The sequence below is a fragment of the Alcanivorax sp. genome (assembly GCF_017794965.1).
Taxonomy (GTDB): Bacteria; Pseudomonadota; Gammaproteobacteria; order Pseudomonadales; family Alcanivoracaceae; genus Alcanivorax.
Genome location: NZ_CP051240.1, coordinates 1,573,590 through 1,595,158, shown reverse-complemented (window position 1 = coordinate 1,595,158; position 21,569 = coordinate 1,573,590). Strand labels below are relative to the sequence as shown.

The following is a 21,569-nucleotide window of genomic DNA, read 5'->3' as shown; positions in this document are numbered from 1 at the left end:
AACCTGAGCGTATCAGCCTGAAAGACCCGGGGGCCCCGTTCAGGCCACGCCAGGTATTTATGCTCCGCAGGCTGCGCAAGGGGTTATTCAGAGACTCCCTAACCGATGGTAAAGGCCAACACCTTGCTGATATGCGCCTGGGGCCAACCACTTTGTTGTTGCCATTGGTTGAAAGCCTGCTGCGCCGCCCGCTGATCACGCTGACTGGCCGGCGGTTTGTCGATGATGTTCTGGGCCTTCAACGCCGCCACCACATCATTGGTGGGGTACCAGGTATCCCGTCCTGTCATACGCAGAAAGGCCGCACCGGAGTTGCCGCCAAGCTGCTTGCCCCGCTTCTTGAGCAGCATCCACATCCCCACCGTATCTTCGGCGGGCCAGCCAGCAAGCCACTCCCCAACGCTGCCGTATTCTTCAGCAAGGTCCCTCACAAACTGGGCGTTATGGCGGATCGCTTTCATCTTGCCCCAGTGTCGGATCAACCGGGTATCCTGCATGCGCTCATCGAGCATGCTGTCAGGCATCAACACCAGCTTCTCGGGGTCAAAACCAAAGAAGGCCTGCTCAAAAGCCGGCCATTTGCTGTCCACCAGAGAGTGATTGAGCCCGGCACGGAAGATACGGCGGGTCATCACTGACAGGTACCAGGAATCATCCCGGCTTCTCAGCGTCTCGGCATCTGCCACGTCAGGTAATTGGGCCTTTACCATTTTCAGGCTCCCCTTGCGATTTACCGCAAGGGAAAGAAGGTCCTTGAAGGGGGTCATGCACTACTCCGTTTTCCATTTATCCCTGAACGGGCACCCACTACCCACAAGCGACCATGGATCAAACTTCCGGGCTGCGTATACAGTATTTTAGCAGCGTTGTAGAATCGCTGTTTGGCCTACTTGCATCACACTTGCACAAACCATGGGAAGCGCATGAGCAGCGATCAGTACCACGTCACCAAATCCGACAAACTCAAGGGTGTCTGCTATGACATCCGTGGCCCGGTGTTGCGTGAGGCGCATCGTCTGGAAGATGAGGGCCACCGGGTGATCAAGCTGAATATCGGCAACCCGGCGCCATTCGGCTTTGATGCCCCGGAAGAGCTGCTGCAGGACGTGATCGCCAACCTGCCCGAGTCCACCGGTTATTGCCATTCCAAGGGGCTCTTCCCTGCACGAAAGGCCGTAATGCAATATACCCAGACCAAGGGTATCGACGGCGTGACAGTGGACGACGTCATCATCGGTAACGGGGTGTCCGAACTGATTGTCATGGCCATGCAGGCGCTGCTCAATCCAGGCGATGAAGTCCTGCTACCCGCGCCGGACTATCCGCTGTGGACCGCTTCCGTACGCCTCTCTGGCGGCACCCCGGTACATTACCTGTGCGACGAGCAACAGGACTGGCAGCCTTCCCTGGAAGACATTCGAGCCAAGGTCAATGAAAACACCAAGGCGCTGGTCATCATCAATCCGAACAACCCCACCGGCGCCAATTATGAACCGGCCATGCTGCGGGAGCTGCTGCAAATTGCCCGGGAAAACAACCTGATCGTGTTTGCCGACGAGATCTACGACAAGATTCTCTATGACGGTGAAGAGCACACCTCCATTGCCTCCATGGCTGATGATTTGCTGTTCATCACCTTTAACGGGCTGTCCAAGAACTATCGCGCGGCCGGTTTCCGTGCCGGCTGGATGGTAATTTCCGGCGCCAAGCACCGTGCTGAAAGCTATATCGAAGGGCTGGACATGCTGGCCAGCATGCGACTGTGTGCCAACGTGCCAAGCCAGCATGCTATCCAGACGGCACTGGGCGGCTATCAGAGCATTGACGATCTGGTATTGCCCACCGGCCGTCTCGGCCGCCAGCGGGATATCGCCTGGGAAATGCTGGATTCCATCCCCGGCGTCAGCTGCGTAAAGCCCAAGTCAGCCCTGTACCTGTTTCCGAAACTGGATCCCAAGGTATTTCCGTTCGAGGACGACGAAGCCTTCGCTCTGGATCTGCTCCGCGAAGAGAAGGTCCTGATCGTTCAGGGCACGGCCTTTAACTGGCCTGACCCGGATCATTTCCGGGTGGTGTTCCTGCCACGGGTGGATGATCTGGAAGATTCCATCGGCCGCATCGCCCGCTACCTGGACCGGGTCCGCAAAAAATAGCGTTTTTTCACTGTTAACTGTTAACTGATTTTATGTCCCATCTCCACATTGATGATTTCAGCCATGACGTAGCCCGCATTCTGATGCAGGCCTACACGACCTTCCCCCGTCCCGGGGCGTTGTATGTGGAGGACATCATCGGCCCCACGGAAGTGGATGATGTGGGGCTGCATAGTCACCGACACATGGCCTGTCTGGGCGCCATGATCTGGCTGGCGGATGAAGGCTTCATCCGCTACGACGCCACCATCTTTCATGAAGGGCTGGAACAGGCGGTACTCACCAACAAGGCGTTTGTGCTGCTCACGGCACTGAGTGACTTGCGGCTGGACAACACCGACCCGCAACTCCCGCCCACGGTGCAACACGAAAAAGCCACGCTGGCTGAACAGTTTATGCAAGCCATCCGTGCGCAGGATTCCGTTCGCACCACCGCCGTTGTGCGATATTTGCTATCACGGCAGCCACAACCGGTCCCCGCGGAAGAGTTCGCCGAACTGATCAAACCGGAAAGTCCGGGCAGCGATGAGGAATGGTTATAAATTCTGCAGGGCTCAGTTGAAAGTTCAAAGTCCAAAGTTGAAAAGCGCGGAATGGCTTTTCGTATCATCTTGGGCCGTGCCCGCGTACAAGACTTAACAGCGCGAAGCAAATCACAAGAAAGCCTCGCTCAACCTTGCTTCGCGTTTCAACTTTGAACTTTAAACTTTCAACTCATCCGCCCGACGACACCCCCACTCTTGGAGTACCTCAAGAGGTGCTCCTGCCACAGCCTTGCTCAACCGTTATCAAGTTCTTCAGGACGGGTGTAGCGGTAATGGATGGTCTTCAGGGCCGGCTCACCTGCCTCGTCAAAGCCTGCAGCGCCCGGCAGACGTGACACCTTCTCCGCACCCGGCAGATTGACCGCCACGCACTTCTCCAGCCAGTCGTAGTCCAGCCAGGGGGCATTCACGCAGGCGAGAATCTCTGCTTCCGGGGCCAGTAACTTGTGCAACTTGCGCAGCACCTTCGGGTAATCCTTCTCCACCATGAAACTGCCCTTCTGGGCACTGGGAGGATCGATGACAATGATGTCGTAACGGCCCAGGCTGTGCAGCTTCTTCCAGCTGCGGAAGATGTTGTGGGGCAGATAATGCACCTTCGCTTGCTGGAACCCATTCAGCGCATGGTTCTGCTTGCCCAGGGTGAGTGCCGCATCGGAAAGGTCGATATTCACCACCGATTCAGCGCCACCGGCCAGGGCCGCCACGGAAAAGCTGCAGGTAAAACTGAACAGGTTGAGCACCTTCTTGCCCTCAGCGCGCTCGCGAATCCACTGCCGACCTTCTGCCATATCGGCAAAGAATCCCAGGTTCTGGCCACGCTGAAAATCAAGCTTGTAGCGCAATCCCTGCTCCAGGGCCACCACGTCATCAGGCAAATCACCACATACCCGCTCATTGTCTGCCTTGCCATCATAGCGGTGCTGAATCACCAGCGACGAGCACTGCAGCCCGACCATGGCCTGACGAAGACAGTCTCTCAGTGCGTCCAGGGTGGCCGCATCCTGCTCCCGGAACACAGTGGCCACCAGCACCGGCGGAAAACGGTCAACGGTGAGCCATTCGAGCTCCGGCACCGTCTTGCCACGACCGTGGAAATAACGGATTTTTGCGGTTTCACCGGGAACCAGATAAGGGGACAACAGGTCTGAAAGAGGGGAAGCGGGCATAACGTGCAGTTCGATCGGGCCAACAAAAGGATGCGAAGTATCGCATACCTTGTACCCGCTCGCCTCGCCCCCATTATCAGAGATCCCATATACACGGAGAAAACCAACGATGATGCGCATCGCGCTTTATCTTCTTACCAACCTGGCGGTCATTGTTGTCGCCAGCATTACCCTGAGCCTGCTCGGGGTAAACACCTATTTCGCCCAGAGCGGCGGCGGTCTTGATCTGACCAGCCTGCTAATCTTCAGTGCAGTCTTCGGGTTTGCAGGCTCGTTGATTTCCCTGTTCATTTCCAAGCCAATGGCCAAGTGGTCTGCCAGGGTCAAGGTGATCAAGGAGCCCTCTACTCCAGCGGAGCGCTGGTTGCTGGAAACGGTGGAAGAACTGTCACAGAAGGCAGGTATCAAGACGCCAGAGGTGGGCATTTTTCCCGCCCAGCAATCCAACGCCTTCGCAACCGGCTGGAACCGTAATGATGCTCTGGTGGCCGTTTCACAGGGATTGCTGCAACGGTTTCGCCCGGAAGAGGCCCGAGCGGTACTGGCTCATGAAATCGGCCATGTGGCCAACGGCGACATGGTGACCCTGAGCCTGATCCAGGGGGTAGTGAACACCTTTGTCATCTTTGCCGCACGGGTAGTGGGCTATGCCGTGGACAGTTTCATGCGCCGTGATGGCGGCGGTGGCTTGGGTTTTGGCTATTACATTGTGGTCATTGTGGCCGAGATCATCTTCGGGATTGCAGCCAGTGCCATCGTCATGTGGTTCTCCCGCTTCCGGGAATACCGTGCCGACGAGGCCGGTGCCAACCTGGCGGATCGCAACAGCATGATCGCCGCCCTGCAGCGTCTCAAGGCCGAATACGAAGTGCCAAACCAGATGCCAGACACCCTGGTGGCCTTCGGTATCAACTCGGGCCTGAAGCAAGGCATGAAAGCCCTGTTCTCCTCCCACCCGCCGCTGGATGATCGCATTCGCGCCCTGCAGAAGCAGTGAACAATGAATAGTTAACAGTGAACAGCGGCGCGATCCTGGATATACCGGATTTAAGCGTAAGAGGCCGCGTCCAGACTCTGGGCGCGGCCTCGTTCGTTTCTGTTAACAACAAACCCGGCGCGCGCCGCTGTTCACTATTCACTGTTAACTGTTAACTGATCCGTCAGTGGCCACCCGATACAAAATCTGGTCCTCATAGCCTGTCGTCACCGGCCATAACCCGCACAGAGAGGCATCCAGTGCCGCATCGCCGGTGTCCACCAGCAATGGGCGGCCCTCCAGGGTGTTGAGTTTGGTGCGCGTGGCAAGGATCTGCACATTCTCCTTGCCCAGTCGGCGAATCAGTTCAGGGCTGAATTGCTGATTACCCCGGCCAAACAGGTGCCCCTGCCCACCGATCACCGTAATCACCGCTCTGGCCGGCTGATCCCCGATCAAGTCCATTAATTCCGTTGCTCCCAGATCCGCAGCGACCACTTCGTGATTGAAGACCGCATCCACACCCAGCAGCGTGTTCTCCAGACCAAGCTGCTCCATCACCAGGGCCACAGTGGAACCGGACCCCATCAGGTACCAGGTGTCGTCCTCCATGGCATCGGCCACCCAGGCGGCCACTTCCGTGACCACGAGATCTTCCACTTCACGGCCACCACATTTCACCTGCTGAAGATAACGAGCCTCTGCGGGTACCTGAAGTTCACCATAGTGCCTGGCTCGCACTTCTCCCCGCCGAAACGCCTCTTCGTCAATATCGCGGACTTCCGCATGTTGCAAGGCGACCAGATGACCAGTGGCCAGTTCATGGAGCAGGCCGCCTGCCGCTTCAGGATTAACCGCATAGACCGCTGAATGCATCTTGCAACCGGCCGGCACGCCCAGCACCGGCAAGGATAAGCCAACCGCATCTACCAGATCCCGTGCCGTGCCATCGCCACCGGCAAACAGAAGCAGCTCCACGCCAGCCTGCTGCAACGCTTTGGCCGCCATGCGCGTGTCATCCGGGCTGCTGGGCATGGAGGATTCACCTACCACCTCACAGGGCAGGCCGGCCTCCACACAACTTTGCTCCCCCATGGCTCCCGCCCAGGTGAACAGCTTCACGTTCCCAAGCCCGGCAAGAGACGCCAGGGCACGCGTCATGCGGGCTGGCGCCTGCTGGGTGGCACCCCGGCGCAGGGCCTCTTCACGGGTGTTCGCACCATCACTGCCCTTCAGGGCCACACTGCCGCCAATCCCGGCATAGGGATTCACCAGTACGCCGACAACAAGGGTTTCTGCGTCTTTCATAAAAGGGTCATATCCGGAAACAAAAATGGCGTTGCTGACTACACGAGGTCAGGCAACCATATGTATTGTGAATCAGTCGAGGGCCATCAGCCATGAACATGAATAGCCAGCAGCCCAATACCCAATTCAACGGCGCCGCAGTGATTGATGATCAGGGGCGGGAAATCCCTATCACAGAAGCCATGATTCAACGTGCCTGCGAAAATCTGGCCCGTGAGTGGCATTACCCGTTGCCGCAGCGCAGTCAGCCTACTCCTGCGCAAACAACGCGTTAAGTATCGGCTCAAACTCGGGACTGGCCTTGCCTTGCCAGTCCCGGCAATGCATTTCCTGGCGCAGCGGATACTGCTTTCTCAACTGATCAAACGCCGCCGCCGGGTTCGCCTCCTCCAGGCTCTCCTTGAGACGGCGATCATCCTCGGGCAGGCAGTAAGCAGCCTGCAAAAGGGCCAGCAAGTCCTCCTCACTCTCCACATCCTTTTCCAGCGGTGGCAACACCGTCTGGTCGGCAGCGACAAGTGGAGGCACATTCAGCCACTGGCAAAAAGCGTCATACACCCTTCGCGTGCCGTTCAACTTGCCCTGAACACTGTAACCTGCAATGTGGGGACTACCCTGCTCCACCAAAGACAACAGCCGCGCCGGCACCAAGGGCTCAGTTTCCCATACATCCAGCACACTTAATGGCCCCTTACCGGCACGCAGCAGTTGTTCCAACGCCTGATTATCCACCACGGGACCACGGCAGGTATTGATCAGAATCCGCTCCGGCCCCATAGCCGCAAGGCGCCGTTCATCCAGTAGATGCAGGGTGGGATGGGCACCGCTCGCCGTGAGTGGCACATGCAGAGTCAGGACATCACTGTCCAGCAGCGCATCAAGCGGCTCACCGGGAAATCCCAGCGCCTTGCCGGTGACTTGCAAAGGCGGATCACAACACCTGACGGACAGCCCCAACGCGGATAACCACTGGGCAACCCGACTACCCACATTGCCCATCCCAATTACGGCCGCCGTCAGCCCCCGGGCCGGCCGGCCACGGGACTGGCAGGCCAACAACAGGGCCTGCAGCACATATTCCGCTACCGCACGGGCATTACAGCCCGGCGCATGGGCAAACACTCTGCCGGTGTCAGCCAGCCAGGCGCGATCCACATGGTCCGTTCCAATAGTGGCGGAGCCCACAAAGCGCACCGGACTGTTTGCCAGTAGTGTCGCATCCACCCTGGTCACGGATCGAACCAACAAGACATCCGCATCCGCCACCGTCTGCGGGTTGATCTGACGCCCCTCCACCCTTTGCAACTCGCCATGCGCTGCAAAAGCGTCAAGACCCGGCATATTGGCATCAGCAATGATTTTCATCTCGAGAGACAACTCCAGCTCAGTATTTCAACAGCTGGTCGGCAATCCGGCCCACCGCATCGGCGTAGCCAGCACCAAACAGGTTGTAGTGATTCAACAGGTGGTAAAGATCATAAACGCCCCAGGATAGCCGCTCTTGGCTATTGGGCAATCGTCCCTGGTAAGCCATATAAAAATTGTCGGGCACCTTCCCAAACAGGGCCATCATGGCCAGATCCACCTGCGGATCACCATAATAACAGGCAGGATCGTAAAAGACGGGCGCCCCGCTGTTGAGCCCAAGGTTTCCGGACCACAGATCACCATGGAGCAGCGCCGCTGGTGGCGCCTCGGGCAGAAACCGGTCAATGTCGGTCATTACGGCAGCCACCCTCTCTCGTACGGCGGGCGACAAGTCACTGGCCATGGCCAATTGCGGCGCAAGTCGCTGGCGCACAAAAAATGCCCGCCAGGCAGACATTTCCTGATTGCGCTGGGGCATGGCGCCAATGAAATTATCATGATCGAAGCCGTAAGGTCCCTCGCGCCGGCTGCGTGTGTGTAGTTGCGCCAGGGCGTCGCCAAGTTCTTGCCAATCCTCCCGGGTGACAGGGGGCGAGATCGGCACAAAGGCCATCAGCAACACCCCTGTTCCATTGATTTGACCGCAAAACGCCACACTCGGCACCAGAACGAAGGCCGACAAGGCCCCTAACCCAGCCGCCTCTTTCTTAAGAATGTCCGCATTTTCATGTAATTTAGCGAACAGATGCCGTTTTTTCGTTGCAATCTTCACCGAGATTGCCGTATCCCCTCCCCCGGTTGCTGAAAATTGAAACGGCCCCTCAACCCCTGTTTGCGCCAGGGCACTTTCCAGAATTTGCTCTACATCCATGCGCTACCGTACTCTCCCTATGCGAATAATTGACAACCGAAGCGTATAAAATTGCTCTCAGGGTCAATTATACCGGCTCTTCGGCCTTGATTTACGCCGTTCTTCTGAATTACAACTAGGGCAACTGCCGGATATCCGGCTCATAACAACAAAACAAGCGATCGCAAACCCATGAAAGCATTCCTTTCCCTGTGCAGCGCCCTGATTGTGGCCCTGTACTCGCCGCTTGGTGCTGCCAGTGATGATGGTCTTTCCGAGCAGATTCGACAGCTCAAGAATCAAGCCTTGGACCTGAACCGGGATCTGACCCTGCTGGAGCGTGAATTACTCTATGCGACGCCGCAAACCAGCATTTATGTATCCGTTGATGTGGGTACCCCCATCCGACTGGTTGATATCAACCTCACCATTGATGGCGAGCATGTGGGCTACCACTTTTACACCGATCAGGAATTTGAAGCCCTGACAAAAGGCGGCATTCAGCGCCTTTACACCGGTAATCTGACCAGTGGCCGTCATCTGCTCGAAGCCACCATTACCGGCTATGACCCCCAGGGCAAGGATTACCAGAAGACCACCAGTTATGCCTTTACCAAGGGCGCCGGGAAAAAAATGCTGGAAATGCAGGTGGTGGACGACCTCAATAACCAGCAACACAAGTTTGAATTCCGTGAATGGAATCAGCAATGAAGCAAGGACCACTGAAAAAGTGGCTGCTTGCAGCATGCATCGCCGCGTCCAGTGCATCGATTCAGGCGGCCAAGGTCGAGTTCTTTGACGAAATCGATACTGGCCCCACCCCGCTCAGCCTTGAACAGCACCGCTACCTGGCCTTTGGCGAGGTGATGTACGACTTCTATCGGCATGCCACCTTTGACGCCATTAACCAGTTGCTGGTCAACCAGGAACAATCGCTGTTCAATGAAGACACCGACTACGCCGAATTATTGCTCGGCGATCTCTATGTGACCTACGGCCTGCCGGGTAACGCTGAAACCATCTTCAACCGTCTTCTCAAAAAGGACATCCTCAGCCATACCCGCGCGCAGACCTGGTTACACAAGGCCGCTTTGCATTACCGCGAAGGCAACCTGACTGAAGCGGCGATGATCCTTGATGACAAGAAGGTGGAGGGTCTGGAACCTGCCGATGAAGCACGCCGCAAACTCATGCTGGCCAATATCTTCATGGCGGAGGGCGACTTCAGTGGTGCCCTGGGTTACCTGGACGGCGTGCCCATTGAGACCAATGAGGGACGCTACGCCACCTACAATATGGGCGTCGCTCTGATTCGTGGTGGCCATGAATCCCAGGGCCTGCAGTTGCTCAATTCACTGTTGACGCTGGATGCCAGCACCGACCAGGCGCTTGCCTTGCGAGACCGGGCCGCACTGGCAGCCGGCCTGACCCAGCTGCGCAGTGGCGAATTGGCAGGCGCCCAGTCCGCACTGCGCCAGGTCAGAAGCGACGGCCCCTTCTCCGAAGACGCCCTGCTGGCTTTGGGGCTTACCAATTACCGGGCCGGCGCGGTAAAGCGCGCCTTGCCGCTGTGGCTGGAGGCCGTTGGCAGGAACAGCAGTCACCCATCCGTGCAGGAAGCCCTGCTGCTTGCTCCCCGTGCCTATGAAGAGTTGGGAGGGATGCCCCAGGCGCTGGCAGGGTACAAATATGCCGCTGAGCAATACCGTGAAGCATTGAAGGACCTGCAAAGGGCCATCGAAAACATTGGCCAGACCGGTTGGGCGGATAATCTGTTGCCGGAAGACATCAATGAAGTGGGCTTTCTGCCCGCGAACAGTGAGGATCTGGCCAAGGGTGGTGAGCTCTCCTATCTGTACAAGCTGTTTTCCAGTAATGCCTTCGCACAACGCTTCCAGCACTATCGTCAGATCCACCAGATCAAGAGTATGGTTGAGCATTGGGAACAGTCTCTGCCGGCACTGCGTGAAACCTACCAGATCCAGCAGCAGACACTGACCCGCAACCTGCCCAATGTGCGCCGGCAAATCAGCCAACATCAGAAAACCCAGGAACAGCTCATGCTGGCCAGTGACAAGCTGGGCCTGAACATCCCCAATTTCGTGGACATGAGCCGCCCGGCCGACGTGGCCACCGCCGAGCAGGCCATCATGTGGGACAAGGTCGACAACCTGGCGAACCAGTTTGGCATGCTGCCGGGCTCAACCCATGCCAACGCCCTGCGTCTTCGCCGGGTCCGCGGGCTGCTTCTTTGGGATATTGCCCACCAGTCGGTGGAACAACGCGAGAAACAGATTCAAGCTGCAACCGAGCTGGAAGAAGAAAGCCGTATTCTGGCAGAACGCGTGGCGGCGGTCGGCGCCCAGATCCGTGATGCCACCCTGCGTACCCGGGATGATCTGGGACAGAGACTGGCACAGCAGCAGCCCCGTATCGCCGAGATCAAGCGAATGTCAGAAGACACACTGGCAGCGCTGGAAAAAAGCATGCAAGCTGATGCACTTGCGCTGCTGCGTGCCAACCAGAAAAAGCTCGCTGACCAGCTGGCTGAGGCCCATCTGGCCGTAGCACGATTACAGGACACCTCGGTCTCCGGGGAAAGTAAACAGAGGAAAGGATCGTGAACCGTTTTCGCCTGCACAGTCTTGCCGCTGCAGTAATTGCCATCAGCGGCTGTGCCAGCGCCCCGACCGGTGGCACTCTGGATCAACAGGCCAGGTTTGGTGGTACCACCCTGGCAGATCTGGAAAGCACCGATATCGTCATTGAAGAGCAACAGCTCGACAACGCCACTACCAAGGACGCACTCGACAGCTACCGCCAGGCGGCGGAACTGTTTGACGACCCCGAACGCCGTGCCAGAACACTGCGACGCATGGCTGATCTTGCGCTCTCCTCCGCCACTGAACAGGACATGGCCGAGTTCCAGGCAGAAAATGAACGGCTGGAGCGGGAAGTGGACGAGATGGTGTACAAGAACACCATGGAACAGGTGGAGAACACGGACGACGCGGAGCGCAAGCTGGCGCTCCTCGACCAGGCCGGCTACATGGCCCCTACCATGGCTGACGAAAACGTGGACTACACCACCGCTATCGGCCTCTACGAAGAGCTCCTGAGCAACACCAACGATCCGGAAGAACGGGCAGAAGCCTACTACCTGCTGTCCAAGGCATACGCCATGGATGGTGATCTTGATAAAGCCCAGGAAAGCCTGGATTCCCTTGTTGCAGAGTATCCGGACAGTGAATGGGCGTTGGAAGCCCAGTTCCGCCGCGCAGAAATGCTGTTTTCCGCTGGCGACTACGAGTATGCAGAACAGGCCTATGCGGATGTGATTCGCCGCGGGAAAGGAAACGAATTCTATAATCAGGCGCTGTACAAGCAGGGCTGGAGCCACTACAAACTGGGTGACTACACCCCTGCCCTGGGCAGCTTCTTCACCCTGCTGGACACGCTGGACGGCCATGCCGAGCTGGACAACGACACCAGCATGGAAAACAAGCTGTTCAAGGATACCCAGCGCGTGGCCGGGCTGGCGTTCTCCAATCAGGATGGCGCCAAATCAGTACGCAAATGGTTTGCCCGCAACGGCCAGCGTGATTACGAGCCCGAGATCTACCGCACCCTGGGTAATGTCTACCTTGGCCAGGAGCGTTTCCGTGATGCCGCAGAAACCTTCGACATGTTTGTCACTGTCTACCCGGATTCAGATCTGGCCCCGGAATTTTCCAGTCTGCAGATCGAATCCTACCAGGAAGGCGGATTTCCGACCCTGGTACTGCCCGCCAAGGAAAAATTTGTACAGCGTTACGGTGTCGCCAGCGAATACTGGCAGCGTCACCCGGAGATTCGTGAGCAGTACGTGGCACTGTTGAAAGGCCATATTCTGGACCTGGCTGAGTACCACCATGTGCTGGCCCGGAAATCCGGCGAACCCGCCGATTATCTTGTGCCGGCCAGCTGGTACAAGCAGTACCTTGACACGCCGCCAGCCAGCGAGAACCGTGGCGAGGTGAACCACCGTTATGCTGACGTGCTGTTTGCCGCACAGGATTACTCCACCTCGGTGGCAGAATTCGAACGCACTGCCTATCAGCACCCCAATTACCCGCAGGCTTCTGCGTCGGCCTATTCTGCACTGGTGGCCTATCAGCAAGTCCTCAATGACGAGAACCTGAGCGAAGAGGAAGCGACCCAGTGGCGAACCCGGAAAATCGCCAGCTCACAGAAGTTTGGTGAGACCTTCCCGGAGCATCCGGAAGTGCCGAACGTGTTGCGCAACACCGCCGAAGACCAGCTTGCACTTAATGATATCCCCGGTGCGGTCAAGACTGCTGGCATCCTCGTCAATCGTGAGCCACCACCGCCCAATGACTTGCTCCGTTATGGCTGGGCAACTATCGCCAATGGCGAGTTTGACCTGGCCAACTACCCCGTGGCGGAGTTTGCCTATGGGCAACTGCTGGCACTGGAAATGCCCGCCGAAGAACGCGCCACGTATCGCGAAAAGCTGGCGGTAAGCATCTACCGGCAGGCTGAAACGGCACAGAGCGCCGGGGATGTGGACCTGGCAGCCGCCACCTTCCTGCGTGTGGGCCAGACCGTGCCTGAAGCGGCTGTACGCAAGAACGCGGAATTCGATGCGGCCACGCTTTACATCAACCAGGGGCGTGGAGCGGAGGCTATCCCGGTTCTCGAGGCCTTCCGTACCCGCTATCCGAATGACCCCTTGACCGAAACCATCCCGGACAAGCTGGCCGTGGCTTACGAAAAACAGGGCAATTACACCGCCGCCGCTGGCGAACTGGCGTTGATTGCAGCCAATTACAAGGGTGAAGACGACGAGCTGTCACGCCAGGCATTGTGGAAAGCGGCTGAGATGCAGGACCGTGCTGAACAACCGGCGCAATCCATTGCCATGTACAAGCAATACCTGCAGGAATGGCCGCAGCCCTATGATTTCCGCTCCGAGGCGCAGTACCGCCTGGTAGAGCTGAACCGCAAAACCGGCAATACAGCACAGGAAACCTACTGGCTCGAGCAGCTTGTCACCAGCTACCGTGATGCCGGCAGCAATGCCTCTGATCGCGTGGCCTGGTTGGCGGCCTATGCCAGCTTCACCCTGGCCGAGCCGGACTTCCAGCGGTTTAACAGCATCAAGCTCGAGCAGCCTCTGAAGACCTCCCTGGCAGAGAAAACCTCCGTCATGAAGACTGCACTGGCAGACTACCAGGCGGTTGCCGACATCGGCGTGGCAGAATATGCCACCGCTGCCAATTACAAGATTGGCGAGATGTACCGGGTGCTGGCCAAGGATCTGATTGCCTCCGAACGCCCTCAAGGTCTGGACGAACTGGAGCTTGAGGAGTACACCATGCTCCTTGAAGACAAGGCCCTGCCCTATGAGGATCAGGCCATTGATATCCTGATCGCCAATGCCGACCTGGTCACTGATGACATTTATGACCAGTGGGTTAAAAAGAGCTTTGGTGCACTGGCCGAACTGATCCCCGGTCGCTACGCGAAATTTGAACAGGTTGAGAGCCATGTGGACATTATTTACTGATTCTCCGGCACCCCGGCGTCTGCCGCTGGCCGCCCTCTCCCTGAGCCTTGCGCTAGTCATGTCTGGCTGTGCCACCAATACCGGTGGTGGTCTTGAGGGCACGCCGGAGGGGCATACCAGCAAATATGAAGGCCAGAAGGCCGGGGGCGCAGCCTCAGACAGCGATGCGGTGCATATCCCCCCCGTCCCCCATTCACCGGAGGCGGAAAAAGTAGCCCAACAGGCCATGGCAGAATACGCCCGTGCCCTGCAAACTCGCATGGCAGGAAATGACCAGCAGGCACTTGTCATGTTTCAGTCGCTTGCAGAAAGGTATCCTCAGTTATCAGGTCCAAAATTGAATGTGGGTCTGATCTACATGGAACAGGAAAAATTCCCGGAAGCCGAAAAGGCCTTCCGTGAATGTCTGGCCATTAACGATGCCAATCCCTACGCCCATAACGGCCTGGGCCTGGCATTGCGGGAACAGGGTCAGTTTGATGAGTCTCGCAGCCACTATGAGCAGGCTCTGACGCTGGACCCGAAATACGCCCGCGCCCATTTCAATCTGGCCGTACTGGGTGAGTTATATTTGCAGGATCTGAATCTGGCCCTGACCCACTTCCGGGCCTATCAGAATCTGCAGAAGCAGGCCGACAGTAATGTGGCCAACTGGATCGTTGATCTGGAAAACCGCGCGCCGGACGCCCCCAGTCAGCCAGTGGCTGGCAGTGGCGACGGAAATAACACAGGAGGTGTCAACTAATGCGTGTAAGCACACTCGCAGGCAGCCTTGTACTCGCTTTCACAGCGGCAGCCCATGGCGCCGATGGCAATGAAGAAACGGGGGTGACCAATGTGATTGGCACCCAGGAAGCCCCCACCGTTTTGAACGTGGTGCCCTGGAAAGACCGTGAAGTGAAGCTGGAGAAAAAGGACCCCACTTCATCACTGCTTAACAGGGTACTCGAACCGCTGGACCAGGAAGTCCTGATGCGTGAAATCGAATACCATCAGCTGCTTACCAGCTCACCGGAAGATGAGGGACTGTTCCTCGATTGAAGCGTCGGGGCAGCGCACCCTGCCCCGGTAATTCTCTGGATGCGTACAACCTTGTTTCTGATTGATAATGACCTTTTGGGGAAGGCAACAGCGTTAGCAAACCAGCCCACTGCTGTCTGCCACACAACAACACAAACCAGTAACACCGCAGGAGAAGTCCATGCCCACCACTGCCACCTCTGCCGCACAGAGCGCAGGTATTGTTGATACCGCCATCTCTTTTATTCAGGACGGCGGCTTTTTCATGTATCCCATTCTGATTGTTCTGGCCCTGGGGCTGGCGCTGTCTCTGGAACGCATCATCTATCTGCAGGCCACCAAGGCGCGCAACCAGAAAACCTGGAAGGATGTGTATCCACTGATCGCCAAAGGCCAGTTCCGTCAGGCGCTGGATGTGGTCAGCACCAGCGATACCGGCATGGCCAAGATCATCGGCTACGGTCTCGAACGCGCCAAAACTGCCAAGCGCCATGACGATATCGAACTGGCCATGGAAGAAGGCCTGATGGAAGTGATCCCGCGCCTGGAAACCCGTACTCCCTACATTGCCACGTTCGCCAACATTGCCACCCTGCTCGGCCTGTTGGGTACCATTCTTGGTCTGATCAGCGCATTTACCGCGGTAGCAAGCGCAGACCCGGCCCAGAAGGCAGATCTTCTTTCTGCGTCCATTTCCGTGGCCATGAACACCACCGCCTTCGGCCTGATCGCTGCAATTCCGATGCTGCTGGCCTTTGCCTTCATCAATTCCATGACCGGCAAGATGGTAGACAGCATGGAAATGGCCTCGGTGAAATTCGTGAATGTCTTCCGCCAGGTATCTGAGCGCAAGAGCGAAGCCCAATAAGCTGACTTCTTGTTTTCGCCAACCTGGTGTAAGGATCTGGTATGCGATTTCGCAGACGACGTTCGCACGACACCGAGGCGGAACTGAACATCACTGCCTTCCTCAACCTGATGGTAGTGTTGATTCCTTTTCTGCTGATCAACGCAGTGTTTGCGCAGGTTTCCATCCTGCAGCTGAACCTGCCAGCTATTAGCGACAGCAGTACGCCCTCGGAAGACGATGAAAAAGACAAACTGGTGCTGGAAGTATTGATCTACGAGAACCGCTATGAGGTAGTAGATCGAAATACCAGTGCTGTACTTAAAATTCTGGAAAACAAGGATGACGCGCACGACAGTGATGCGTTGCATGACTACCTGGTTGAACTAAAGAAGAAGTTCCCCGACGAAACGGCAGTCACCTTGTTATGTGAAGATGACACCCCCTACCGGGTCATGATCAAGACCATGGATGTGGTGCGTCTCTACAACACCGAAATCAACGGACAGACTATCAAGAAAGAACTGTTCCCCAACATCAATATCGGCTCTGCACCTGCTGACAAGGCCGCCGGAAACGGAGGTGACGCGTGAAGAAATCCAGTCGCGCCCGCCGTATGGCGCGCCATCACGGCAAGCACAAGACCGTTGCGGCATTGAACCTGACCTCGTTGATGGACATTTTCACCATTCTGCTGATCTTTCTGCTGGTGAATAACAACAACGCGGCCAAACTGCCCGACAACAAGGACATTCAACTGCCCGAGTCGGTTGCCCAGGAACTCCCCAATGAAGTGCTGACGGTACAGATCAGCCCCAGCGACATCATTGTGGAAGGTCAGCCCATCGCGAAGACGGAAGCGGTTCGCGAACAGGAAGAGCGCACCGTGCAGGCGTTGATCGACGAGCTGCAGTTCCGTGCCTCCCAGGCGCTGTCTGTAAACCCGGAGGAGGATCGCGAGATCATGATCCTTGCAGACCGGGATGTTCCCTATGTTGTTATCAAGAAGCTGATGCGTAGTTGTATGGAAACGCCATACACCAAAGTGTCCTTCGCTGTGCTGAAAGTGGCAGAGGAGGACAGCGAATGACGCAGAACAATAACAACAAGCTGCGAATCCTGATCGACGGCACTCTGCCTTGGGATAAACAGGAGGGGGAAAACCGCCGACTGTACGGCTTCGTCATCATCTTTCTGGTTCTCTGTTTGATTCTCATGGTGCTGGTGGAATCCATCACCATCGAGAAGCCGGATAGAGAACAGCAAGAGATTCCCGAACGGCTGGCGCAGATGGTGCTTGAGAAACAGAAAGAGCCACCGCCCCCGGAACCCGAGCCAGAACCGGAACCCGAGGAAGAGGAACAGCCCAAGGAAGAAGAGCCTGAGCCAGAACCCGAGCCCGAACCTGAGCCTGAACCGCGTCCTGATCCGACCCCTGAGCAGCGCGATGAAGCCCGGGAAACTGCCAAGGCCAAGCTGGAAGAAGACCTGGGTGATTCCCTGTCTGGGTTGGACGATATTGGCCCCCTTGTCAGCTCGGGTAACGATCTGCGCACTGGCGGCAGCAGTGAAGCCAAGGCGGAACGTGACCTGATTGGCAAGCGTGCCAGCGCAGGGTCTGGTGGTGTGGCTGTAGCCAAGGCCTCCAGTGGTGGCGGTGGCGGCGGCACACTCTCCTCCGGGAGTGTGGGCAGTGGCAAGGTGGACAGCAAGATCGCCGAATCTGGCCAGGCAGCGAGCACTACCCGCAAGGGCAGCGATGGCAAGAGCCGACGTACCCAGGAACAGTTGCGCCGCGTATTCGACCGCTATGCTGGCAAGTTCAACAGTCAGTACCAGCGTGCACTGCGCAGCAACCCGGCCTTGCAGGGCACCGTCGTGCTGTCACTGGTCATTGCCCCCAACGGGGATGTGACTGACGCCAAGATCAAGTCCAGTCAGCTTAACGATGCCAAGCTTGAACGGCGTATCCTGTTGATTGCCAAGGGTATGAATTTTGGCGCCATGAACGTGGAAACCTGGAAAGGTGACTACAAGCTGAACTTCTTCCCGAATTGATCCCACCTTCGGAAAGAATAAAACGCCCTTCGGGGCGTTTTTTTTGCCGCTCTGGGGCTGCAAACACGGCAACACGCCGGTGGATGCCCCCTACTGCAGGAGTCTGCCTGCAGACGATGCGAGCGACGGCGAGAGACAGTTTCGAGTTTCGGGAAGCGAGTTTCGAAAGCATAAAACGGCAAACTGCCCTGATTCGCTTTTCGAACCTCGTAACTCGAAACTCGCATCTGGAATCCTTGCCTCGCTTGAGCTCGGATCGCCCAGACAAGCTCGTTATTCGCTTCGCTCACCCCTTCGGGGCCGCACTCCGTGCGTTACTCCGCTTCGCTACGTTCCTACAGTGGCTTCGTAGAAACACCGGTTCCGTTGTAGGAGCCCAGCTTGCCTGGGCGAATCGGGTAGCTAAAAAAACCACCCAGCCCCGGGAACTTATTGGCCTTTCTTATTCCAATCGAGCGTAGCTCGTAGCTCGTAGCTCGTAGCTCGTAGCTCGTAGCTCGTAGCTCGTAGCTCGTAGCTCGTAGCTCGTAGCTCGTAGCTCGTAGCTCGTAGCTCACTGCCCTGCCCGCTTCTTGGTCCAGGCGGTAGCCTGGGCGGTCAGAGGATCTTCAGGCCAGGGGTGTTTCGGGTAGCGGCCACGCAGGTCCTTGCGCACGGCCTGATAATTTTCAGACCAGAACCGGGCCAGGTTATCGGTGATGGCTGCCGGTCTACCCGCCGGCGTCAGCAAATGCGCGGTGATCCTCAATTTACCGCCAGCCAGTACCGGCAAGGTCTTCATGCCAAACAATTCCTGAAGCTTTACGGCCAGCACCACATGCTCGCCGCGGTAGTCCAGGGCTACCTGACGCCCAGTGGGTATGGTAACGGCCTCCGGCATCAGCTGGTCCAGCAACTGTTGGCGAGAAGGATCCAACAAACCCGCCAGGGCACTGCCCAGGGGTAAGGATTTCAGATCCTCCGCGGTGCGCATGCCCGCAAGATAAGGCGCCAGCCACTGCTCCAGCCGGGCCAGTAAACATTCATCACTGAGATCGGGCCATTGCTCATCCAGCTGGGCCAAACGCATGACCCTGGCCTGCCACTGACGCAGGCGGGGGGTCCAGGGCAACAGCTCAAGCCCTTCCTGACGAATGCCGTCCAGCAAGGCCTCGCTCACCTGTTCAGGATTCAATCTGGACAACGGCAGGGATTCCAGCTCAATCTCCCCCAGGCAACGCAGGCGTCGGCCTGTGACCCGCTGCCGCTCTGAATCCCATGCGACAATTTCACGATTGCGGGCCCGCTGAGACAACAGCATTTCCATGGTGTCTGCGCTGACCGGTAATGCCAGCCTGATTCTCGCGTCCCGTGGATTCCCATCCGTATCAAGAACCAGCAGCCATTCTTCCTCTTCAAGCGCATCTCGCTGTGGCAGCGCCAGACCAGGACCGTCTGCCATCTGGTAACGGTGTTGCTGGTTGTTCCGCTTTTTCGCCAGCTGCATGGGCATTGCATCAGCCAGCAGTCTGTCCAGCCTTCCCTGCCAGTCTTCCTCATACTCACCGGCGCCAGCGACGATTCTGGATGCCTCACTCAGCACATGAGCGTAGCGCTGCGGTTGTCGGGCCAGGGCTTGCAACCGAGTGCGCAAGTCGACACCCTGCCCTTGCAGAATATCCCGCTCGGACAATAACGCCGCCACTCGAGCGGCGGTCTTGGGCAAACCGGCCTTGTGACCTGACATCACCAGCGCCGCCAGGGAAGGTTCCAGCCCCAGTTTGGCGATATCCAGTCCAAACCCGGTGATCGCGCCGCCCTTTTCCAGGGCCCCCATCAGGGTGAGTCTCGATACCGCCGATTGCCATGCCGCCTCAGGCGGTGCGTCCAGCCACTGCATCTGAGCAGGATCCAGACAGCCCCAACGGGCCAGATCCAGCACCAGCTGATCGAGACCCACACGACAAATCTCGGGTACCGGGTGCTGGGCCAACACCTCTTCAGCGGACCAGCAACGAATGCAGACCCCAGGCCCCAGTCGCCCTGCTCGGCCGGCACGCTGCCTTGCACTGGCTTCACTGATACGACGAGTCACCAGCCGGCTGCGGTGACGGCCGGGATCGTAGACTGGTTCCCGGGCCAGGCCACTGTCGATGACATGGGTGACGTTGTCGATGGTAAGACTGGTTTCCGCCACGTTAGTGGCCAGGATAATGAGCGGACGCCCTTCACTGGCCTGCTTGAGAACCTGTTGCTGATCATCCAGGGACAAGCCACCGTGCAGCTCCCTCACAGAGCCTGAAAGCTGCTGGCTATCGAGATGCTGCCGTACCCGGCGAATGGCTGCCTGACCGGGCAGAAAAACCAGCATGACCGTTGCCTGGTGCTCCACTGCCGCGATCTGACTGGCCACATGCCGTTCCCAGTGTTGATTGGCAGGTACCGGAGCATAACGCACATCAACCGGGTAACAGCGCCCTTCACTCTTCACCAGTGGCAAGCCAAGACGCTCCATCAGCGGCCCGCAGTTCAACGTTGCCGACATGACCAGCAAGCCCAGGTCCTCACGAAAAGCTTCCCGTGTTTCACAGATCAGTGCCAGTCCCAGATCCCCTTGCAAGGAACGCTCGTGAAATTCATCGAAGATCACCAGACTGATGCCATTCAGCTCCGGGTCGGCAAGTAGCATGCGGGTCAACACCCCTTCGGTGACCACTTCCACCCGTGTATTGTCACTGACCCGGGTATCGGTCCTGGTCCGGTAACCAATCGTCTCGCCGGGTTTTTCCTGTCGCTGTGACGCCATGAAGCTTGCCACAGAACGGGCAGCCACCCGACGAGGCTCGAGCATGAGGATACGGCCCTTGCTGGCCCAGTGGGTTTCCAGAAGACCCAGCGGCACTCGGGTGGATTTACCGGCGCCGGTCGGTGCTTCAAGAATGGCACCGCCGTGCTCGGAAAGCGTGGAAAACAGTGACGCCATCACGGCATCTACAGGAAAGGGATGGGTCATGACATATTCTGTCTGGATTGAGACAAATTACTCATAAGTAAACAAGAATGTGATTCAATGAGGACTGTTGAAGCCGATGACCTATGCTATATTCTGAGTATCACTAATAAAATATAACTAGGTGATCCATCCGCTATGATGAACGACTTGGGGATACCTGAACATCTCATCTGGAAACTGAACGAATTCGACAACCACCAACGGGCGGTCAACTTCATCAAGCAGTTTCAGGATACGTTGTGTGTGTACAGTGGCCCAGTAGAGCAACTCTATACCAATTACGAGATATCACTACCGGAAAATGATGAGCGCTCACTGATTATTCTTCCCAATCCCTATGCCTACCACGATACCTTCAACGGCATTGTCGAAGAGAGCGTTCACGCCAGTGGCATGTACATCGTACCCGGTGATCTGTTTGGCAAAGAGGGGTTGTTTCTCACATTGCGGCTGCTCAAATCCGGCAAGCGTGTGGTCAAGCCGGTACCGTTGAAAGTTGGCTTGTGGGCATTGATGAAAAAGGAAACCGAGTCGGTGCCTTTTCTGCCTGTTATTACCAAAGGGGACCTGCGTGCCTTCCGTAAGGACTTTCCCTGTCTCCACCTCAATCGCATCATGCCGTCCAAACTGACTGATCGTTCGCCGATGGAGATCAAGGCGATTCAGAGGGTAATCCGTGACAAACTGCAGGTGTATATGTAGCTCTGCTGCCGG

General features: G+C 57.2%; 20 protein-coding genes. 14 read left to right on the top strand and 6 right to left on the bottom strand.

What is annotated here, in order from left to right; genetic code table 11:
• Positions 1–98: 98 nt before the first annotated feature.
• The gene (locus HF945_RS07095) at positions 99–767 is read right to left on the bottom strand and encodes a DNA-3-methyladenine glycosylase I (RefSeq protein ID WP_290525046.1); all 669 of its coding nucleotides are present in this window, start codon (positions 765–767) and stop codon (positions 99–101) included.
• A gap of 156 nt (positions 768–923) precedes the next feature.
• On the opposite strand from HF945_RS07095, the gene HF945_RS07090 reads away from it, so the two are divergent.
• Together HF945_RS07090 and HF945_RS07085 are read left to right on the top strand one after the other, a co-directional pair.
• Entirely contained in the window at positions 924–2,153 is a 1,230-nt protein-coding gene (locus HF945_RS07090) for a pyridoxal phosphate-dependent aminotransferase (protein ID WP_290525045.1), read from the top strand.
• Positions 2,154–2,185: 32 nt separating this feature from the next.
• Positions 2,186–2,695: a hypothetical protein gene (locus HF945_RS07085; RefSeq protein WP_290525044.1), complete on the top strand. Its 510-nt coding sequence runs from the start codon at positions 2,186–2,188 to the stop codon at positions 2,693–2,695.
• Between the two features lie 236 nt (positions 2,696–2,931).
• On the opposite strand, the gene HF945_RS07080 is transcribed toward HF945_RS07085, so the two are convergent.
• Complete coding sequence (locus HF945_RS07080; RefSeq protein ID WP_290525043.1) at positions 2,932–3,867, bottom strand: class I SAM-dependent methyltransferase; 936 nt, start codon at positions 3,865–3,867, stop codon at positions 2,932–2,934.
• A gap of 109 nt (positions 3,868–3,976) precedes the next feature.
• On the opposite strand from HF945_RS07080, the gene htpX reads away from it, so the two are divergent.
• Positions 3,977–4,864, top strand: a complete 888-nt coding sequence (htpX, locus tag HF945_RS07075) for a protease HtpX (RefSeq protein WP_290525042.1) — start codon at positions 3,977–3,979, stop codon at positions 4,862–4,864.
• 144 nt (positions 4,865–5,008) lie between these two features.
• Here the strand turns inward: htpX and HF945_RS07070 are convergent, their stop codons facing one another.
• Positions 5,009–6,151 carry an ATP-NAD kinase family protein gene (locus HF945_RS07070; RefSeq protein ID WP_290525041.1) on the bottom strand — a complete coding sequence of 381 codons (1,143 nt, stop codon included), beginning with the start codon at positions 6,149–6,151 and terminating at the stop codon, positions 5,009–5,011.
• A gap of 92 nt (positions 6,152–6,243) precedes the next feature.
• On the opposite strand from HF945_RS07070, the gene HF945_RS07065 reads away from it, so the two are divergent.
• The gene (locus HF945_RS07065; RefSeq protein ID WP_290525040.1) at positions 6,244–6,426 is read left to right on the top strand and encodes a PA1571 family protein; all 183 of its coding nucleotides are present in this window, start codon (positions 6,244–6,246) and stop codon (positions 6,424–6,426) included.
• On the opposite strand, the gene HF945_RS07060 is transcribed toward HF945_RS07065, so the two are convergent.
• Positions 6,401–7,516 (bottom strand): 4-phosphoerythronate dehydrogenase, encoded by a 1,116-nt coding sequence (locus HF945_RS07060; RefSeq protein ID WP_290525039.1) that lies wholly within the window; start codon positions 7,514–7,516, stop codon positions 6,401–6,403. The two genes, HF945_RS07065 and HF945_RS07060, sit on opposite strands and share 26 nt — an antisense overlap.
• Positions 7,517–7,535: 19 nt before the next feature.
• Positions 7,536–8,390 (bottom strand): fructosamine kinase family protein, encoded by an 855-nt coding sequence (locus tag HF945_RS07055; protein ID WP_290525038.1) that lies wholly within the window; start codon positions 8,388–8,390, stop codon positions 7,536–7,538.
• Between the two features lie 171 nt (positions 8,391–8,561).
• On the opposite strand from HF945_RS07055, the gene HF945_RS07050 reads away from it, so the two are divergent.
• The 9 genes from HF945_RS07050 to HF945_RS07010 all read left to right on the top strand — a co-directional run bounded on the left by HF945_RS07050 (position 8,562) and on the right by HF945_RS07010 (position 17,863).
• A complete protein-coding gene (locus HF945_RS07050; RefSeq protein ID WP_290525037.1) occupies positions 8,562–9,080 on the top strand; it encodes a hypothetical protein in 519 nt (172 codons plus the stop codon).
• A complete protein-coding gene (locus HF945_RS07045) occupies positions 9,077–10,993 on the top strand; it encodes a hypothetical protein (RefSeq protein WP_290525036.1) in 1,917 nt (638 codons plus the stop codon). The genes HF945_RS07050 and HF945_RS07045 overlap by 4 nt, the downstream gene beginning before the upstream one ends.
• Positions 10,990–13,938: a tetratricopeptide repeat protein gene (locus HF945_RS07040; RefSeq protein ID WP_290525035.1), complete on the top strand. Its 2,949-nt coding sequence runs from the start codon at positions 10,990–10,992 to the stop codon at positions 13,936–13,938. Before HF945_RS07045 ends, HF945_RS07040 begins: the two co-directional genes overlap by 4 nt.
• The gene (locus tag HF945_RS07035) at positions 13,919–14,683 is read left to right on the top strand and encodes a tetratricopeptide repeat protein (protein WP_290525034.1); all 765 of its coding nucleotides are present in this window, start codon (positions 13,919–13,921) and stop codon (positions 14,681–14,683) included. The genes HF945_RS07040 and HF945_RS07035 overlap by 20 nt, the downstream gene beginning before the upstream one ends.
• Positions 14,683–14,979: a hypothetical protein gene (locus HF945_RS07030; RefSeq protein WP_290525033.1), complete on the top strand. Its 297-nt coding sequence runs from the start codon at positions 14,683–14,685 to the stop codon at positions 14,977–14,979. The genes HF945_RS07035 and HF945_RS07030 overlap by 1 nt, the downstream gene beginning before the upstream one ends.
• A gap of 160 nt (positions 14,980–15,139) precedes the next feature.
• Positions 15,140–15,826, top strand: a complete 687-nt coding sequence (locus HF945_RS07025; RefSeq protein ID WP_290525032.1) for a MotA/TolQ/ExbB proton channel family protein — start codon at positions 15,140–15,142, stop codon at positions 15,824–15,826.
• Positions 15,827–15,867: 41 nt separating this feature from the next.
• Positions 15,868–16,398: a biopolymer transporter ExbD gene (locus HF945_RS07020; protein WP_290525031.1), complete on the top strand. Its 531-nt coding sequence runs from the start codon at positions 15,868–15,870 to the stop codon at positions 16,396–16,398.
• Entirely contained in the window at positions 16,395–16,895 is a 501-nt protein-coding gene (locus HF945_RS07015; RefSeq protein ID WP_290525030.1) for a biopolymer transporter ExbD, read from the top strand. The genes HF945_RS07020 and HF945_RS07015 overlap by 4 nt, the downstream gene beginning before the upstream one ends.
• Positions 16,892–17,863, top strand: a complete 972-nt coding sequence (locus tag HF945_RS07010; protein WP_290525029.1) for an AgmX/PglI C-terminal domain-containing protein — start codon at positions 16,892–16,894, stop codon at positions 17,861–17,863. The genes HF945_RS07015 and HF945_RS07010 overlap by 4 nt, the downstream gene beginning before the upstream one ends.
• Positions 17,864–18,416: 553 nt before the next feature.
• On the opposite strand, the gene hrpB is transcribed toward HF945_RS07010, so the two are convergent.
• The gene (gene hrpB, locus HF945_RS07005; RefSeq protein WP_290525028.1) at positions 18,417–20,855 is read right to left on the bottom strand and encodes an ATP-dependent helicase HrpB; all 2,439 of its coding nucleotides are present in this window, start codon (positions 20,853–20,855) and stop codon (positions 18,417–18,419) included.
• A 135-nt stretch (positions 20,856–20,990) separates the two neighbouring features.
• On the opposite strand from hrpB, the gene HF945_RS07000 reads away from it, so the two are divergent.
• On the top strand, positions 20,991–21,557 hold the full coding sequence (locus HF945_RS07000; protein ID WP_290525027.1) for a hypothetical protein: 567 nt from the start codon (positions 20,991–20,993) through the stop codon (positions 21,555–21,557).
• Positions 21,558–21,569 lie beyond the last annotated feature (12 nt).

Coding starts and splice junctions, on each gene's coding strand:
- HF945_RS07055 (WP_290525038.1), bottom strand. CDS start 8,390: ATGGATGTAGAGCAAATTCTGGAAAGTGCCCTGGCGCAAACAGGGGTT.
- HF945_RS07090 (WP_290525045.1), top strand. CDS start 924: ATGAGCAGCGATCAGTACCACGTCACCAAATCCGACAAACTCAAGGGT.
- HF945_RS07045 (WP_290525036.1), top strand. CDS start 9,077: ATGAAGCAAGGACCACTGAAAAAGTGGCTGCTTGCAGCATGCATCGCC.
- HF945_RS07085 (WP_290525044.1), top strand. CDS start 2,186: ATGTCCCATCTCCACATTGATGATTTCAGCCATGACGTAGCCCGCATT.
- HF945_RS07050 (WP_290525037.1), top strand. CDS start 8,562: ATGAAAGCATTCCTTTCCCTGTGCAGCGCCCTGATTGTGGCCCTGTAC.
- hrpB (WP_290525028.1), bottom strand. CDS start 20,855: ATGACCCATCCCTTTCCTGTAGATGCCGTGATGGCGTCACTGTTTTCC.
- htpX (WP_290525042.1), top strand. CDS start 3,977: ATGATGCGCATCGCGCTTTATCTTCTTACCAACCTGGCGGTCATTGTT.
- HF945_RS07080 (WP_290525043.1), bottom strand. CDS start 3,867: ATGCCCGCTTCCCCTCTTTCAGACCTGTTGTCCCCTTATCTGGTTCCC.
- HF945_RS07025 (WP_290525032.1), top strand. CDS start 15,140: ATGCCCACCACTGCCACCTCTGCCGCACAGAGCGCAGGTATTGTTGAT.
- HF945_RS07065 (WP_290525040.1), top strand. CDS start 6,244: ATGAACATGAATAGCCAGCAGCCCAATACCCAATTCAACGGCGCCGCA.
- HF945_RS07010 (WP_290525029.1), top strand. CDS start 16,892: ATGACGCAGAACAATAACAACAAGCTGCGAATCCTGATCGACGGCACT.
- HF945_RS07020 (WP_290525031.1), top strand. CDS start 15,868: ATGCGATTTCGCAGACGACGTTCGCACGACACCGAGGCGGAACTGAAC.
- HF945_RS07095 (WP_290525046.1), bottom strand. CDS start 767: ATGACCCCCTTCAAGGACCTTCTTTCCCTTGCGGTAAATCGCAAGGGG.
- HF945_RS07000 (WP_290525027.1), top strand. CDS start 20,991: ATGATGAACGACTTGGGGATACCTGAACATCTCATCTGGAAACTGAAC.
- HF945_RS07070 (WP_290525041.1), bottom strand. CDS start 6,151: ATGAAAGACGCAGAAACCCTTGTTGTCGGCGTACTGGTGAATCCCTAT.
- HF945_RS07060 (WP_290525039.1), bottom strand. CDS start 7,516: ATGAAAATCATTGCTGATGCCAATATGCCGGGTCTTGACGCTTTTGCA.
- HF945_RS07035 (WP_290525034.1), top strand. CDS start 13,919: ATGTGGACATTATTTACTGATTCTCCGGCACCCCGGCGTCTGCCGCTG.
- HF945_RS07030 (WP_290525033.1), top strand. CDS start 14,683: ATGCGTGTAAGCACACTCGCAGGCAGCCTTGTACTCGCTTTCACAGCG.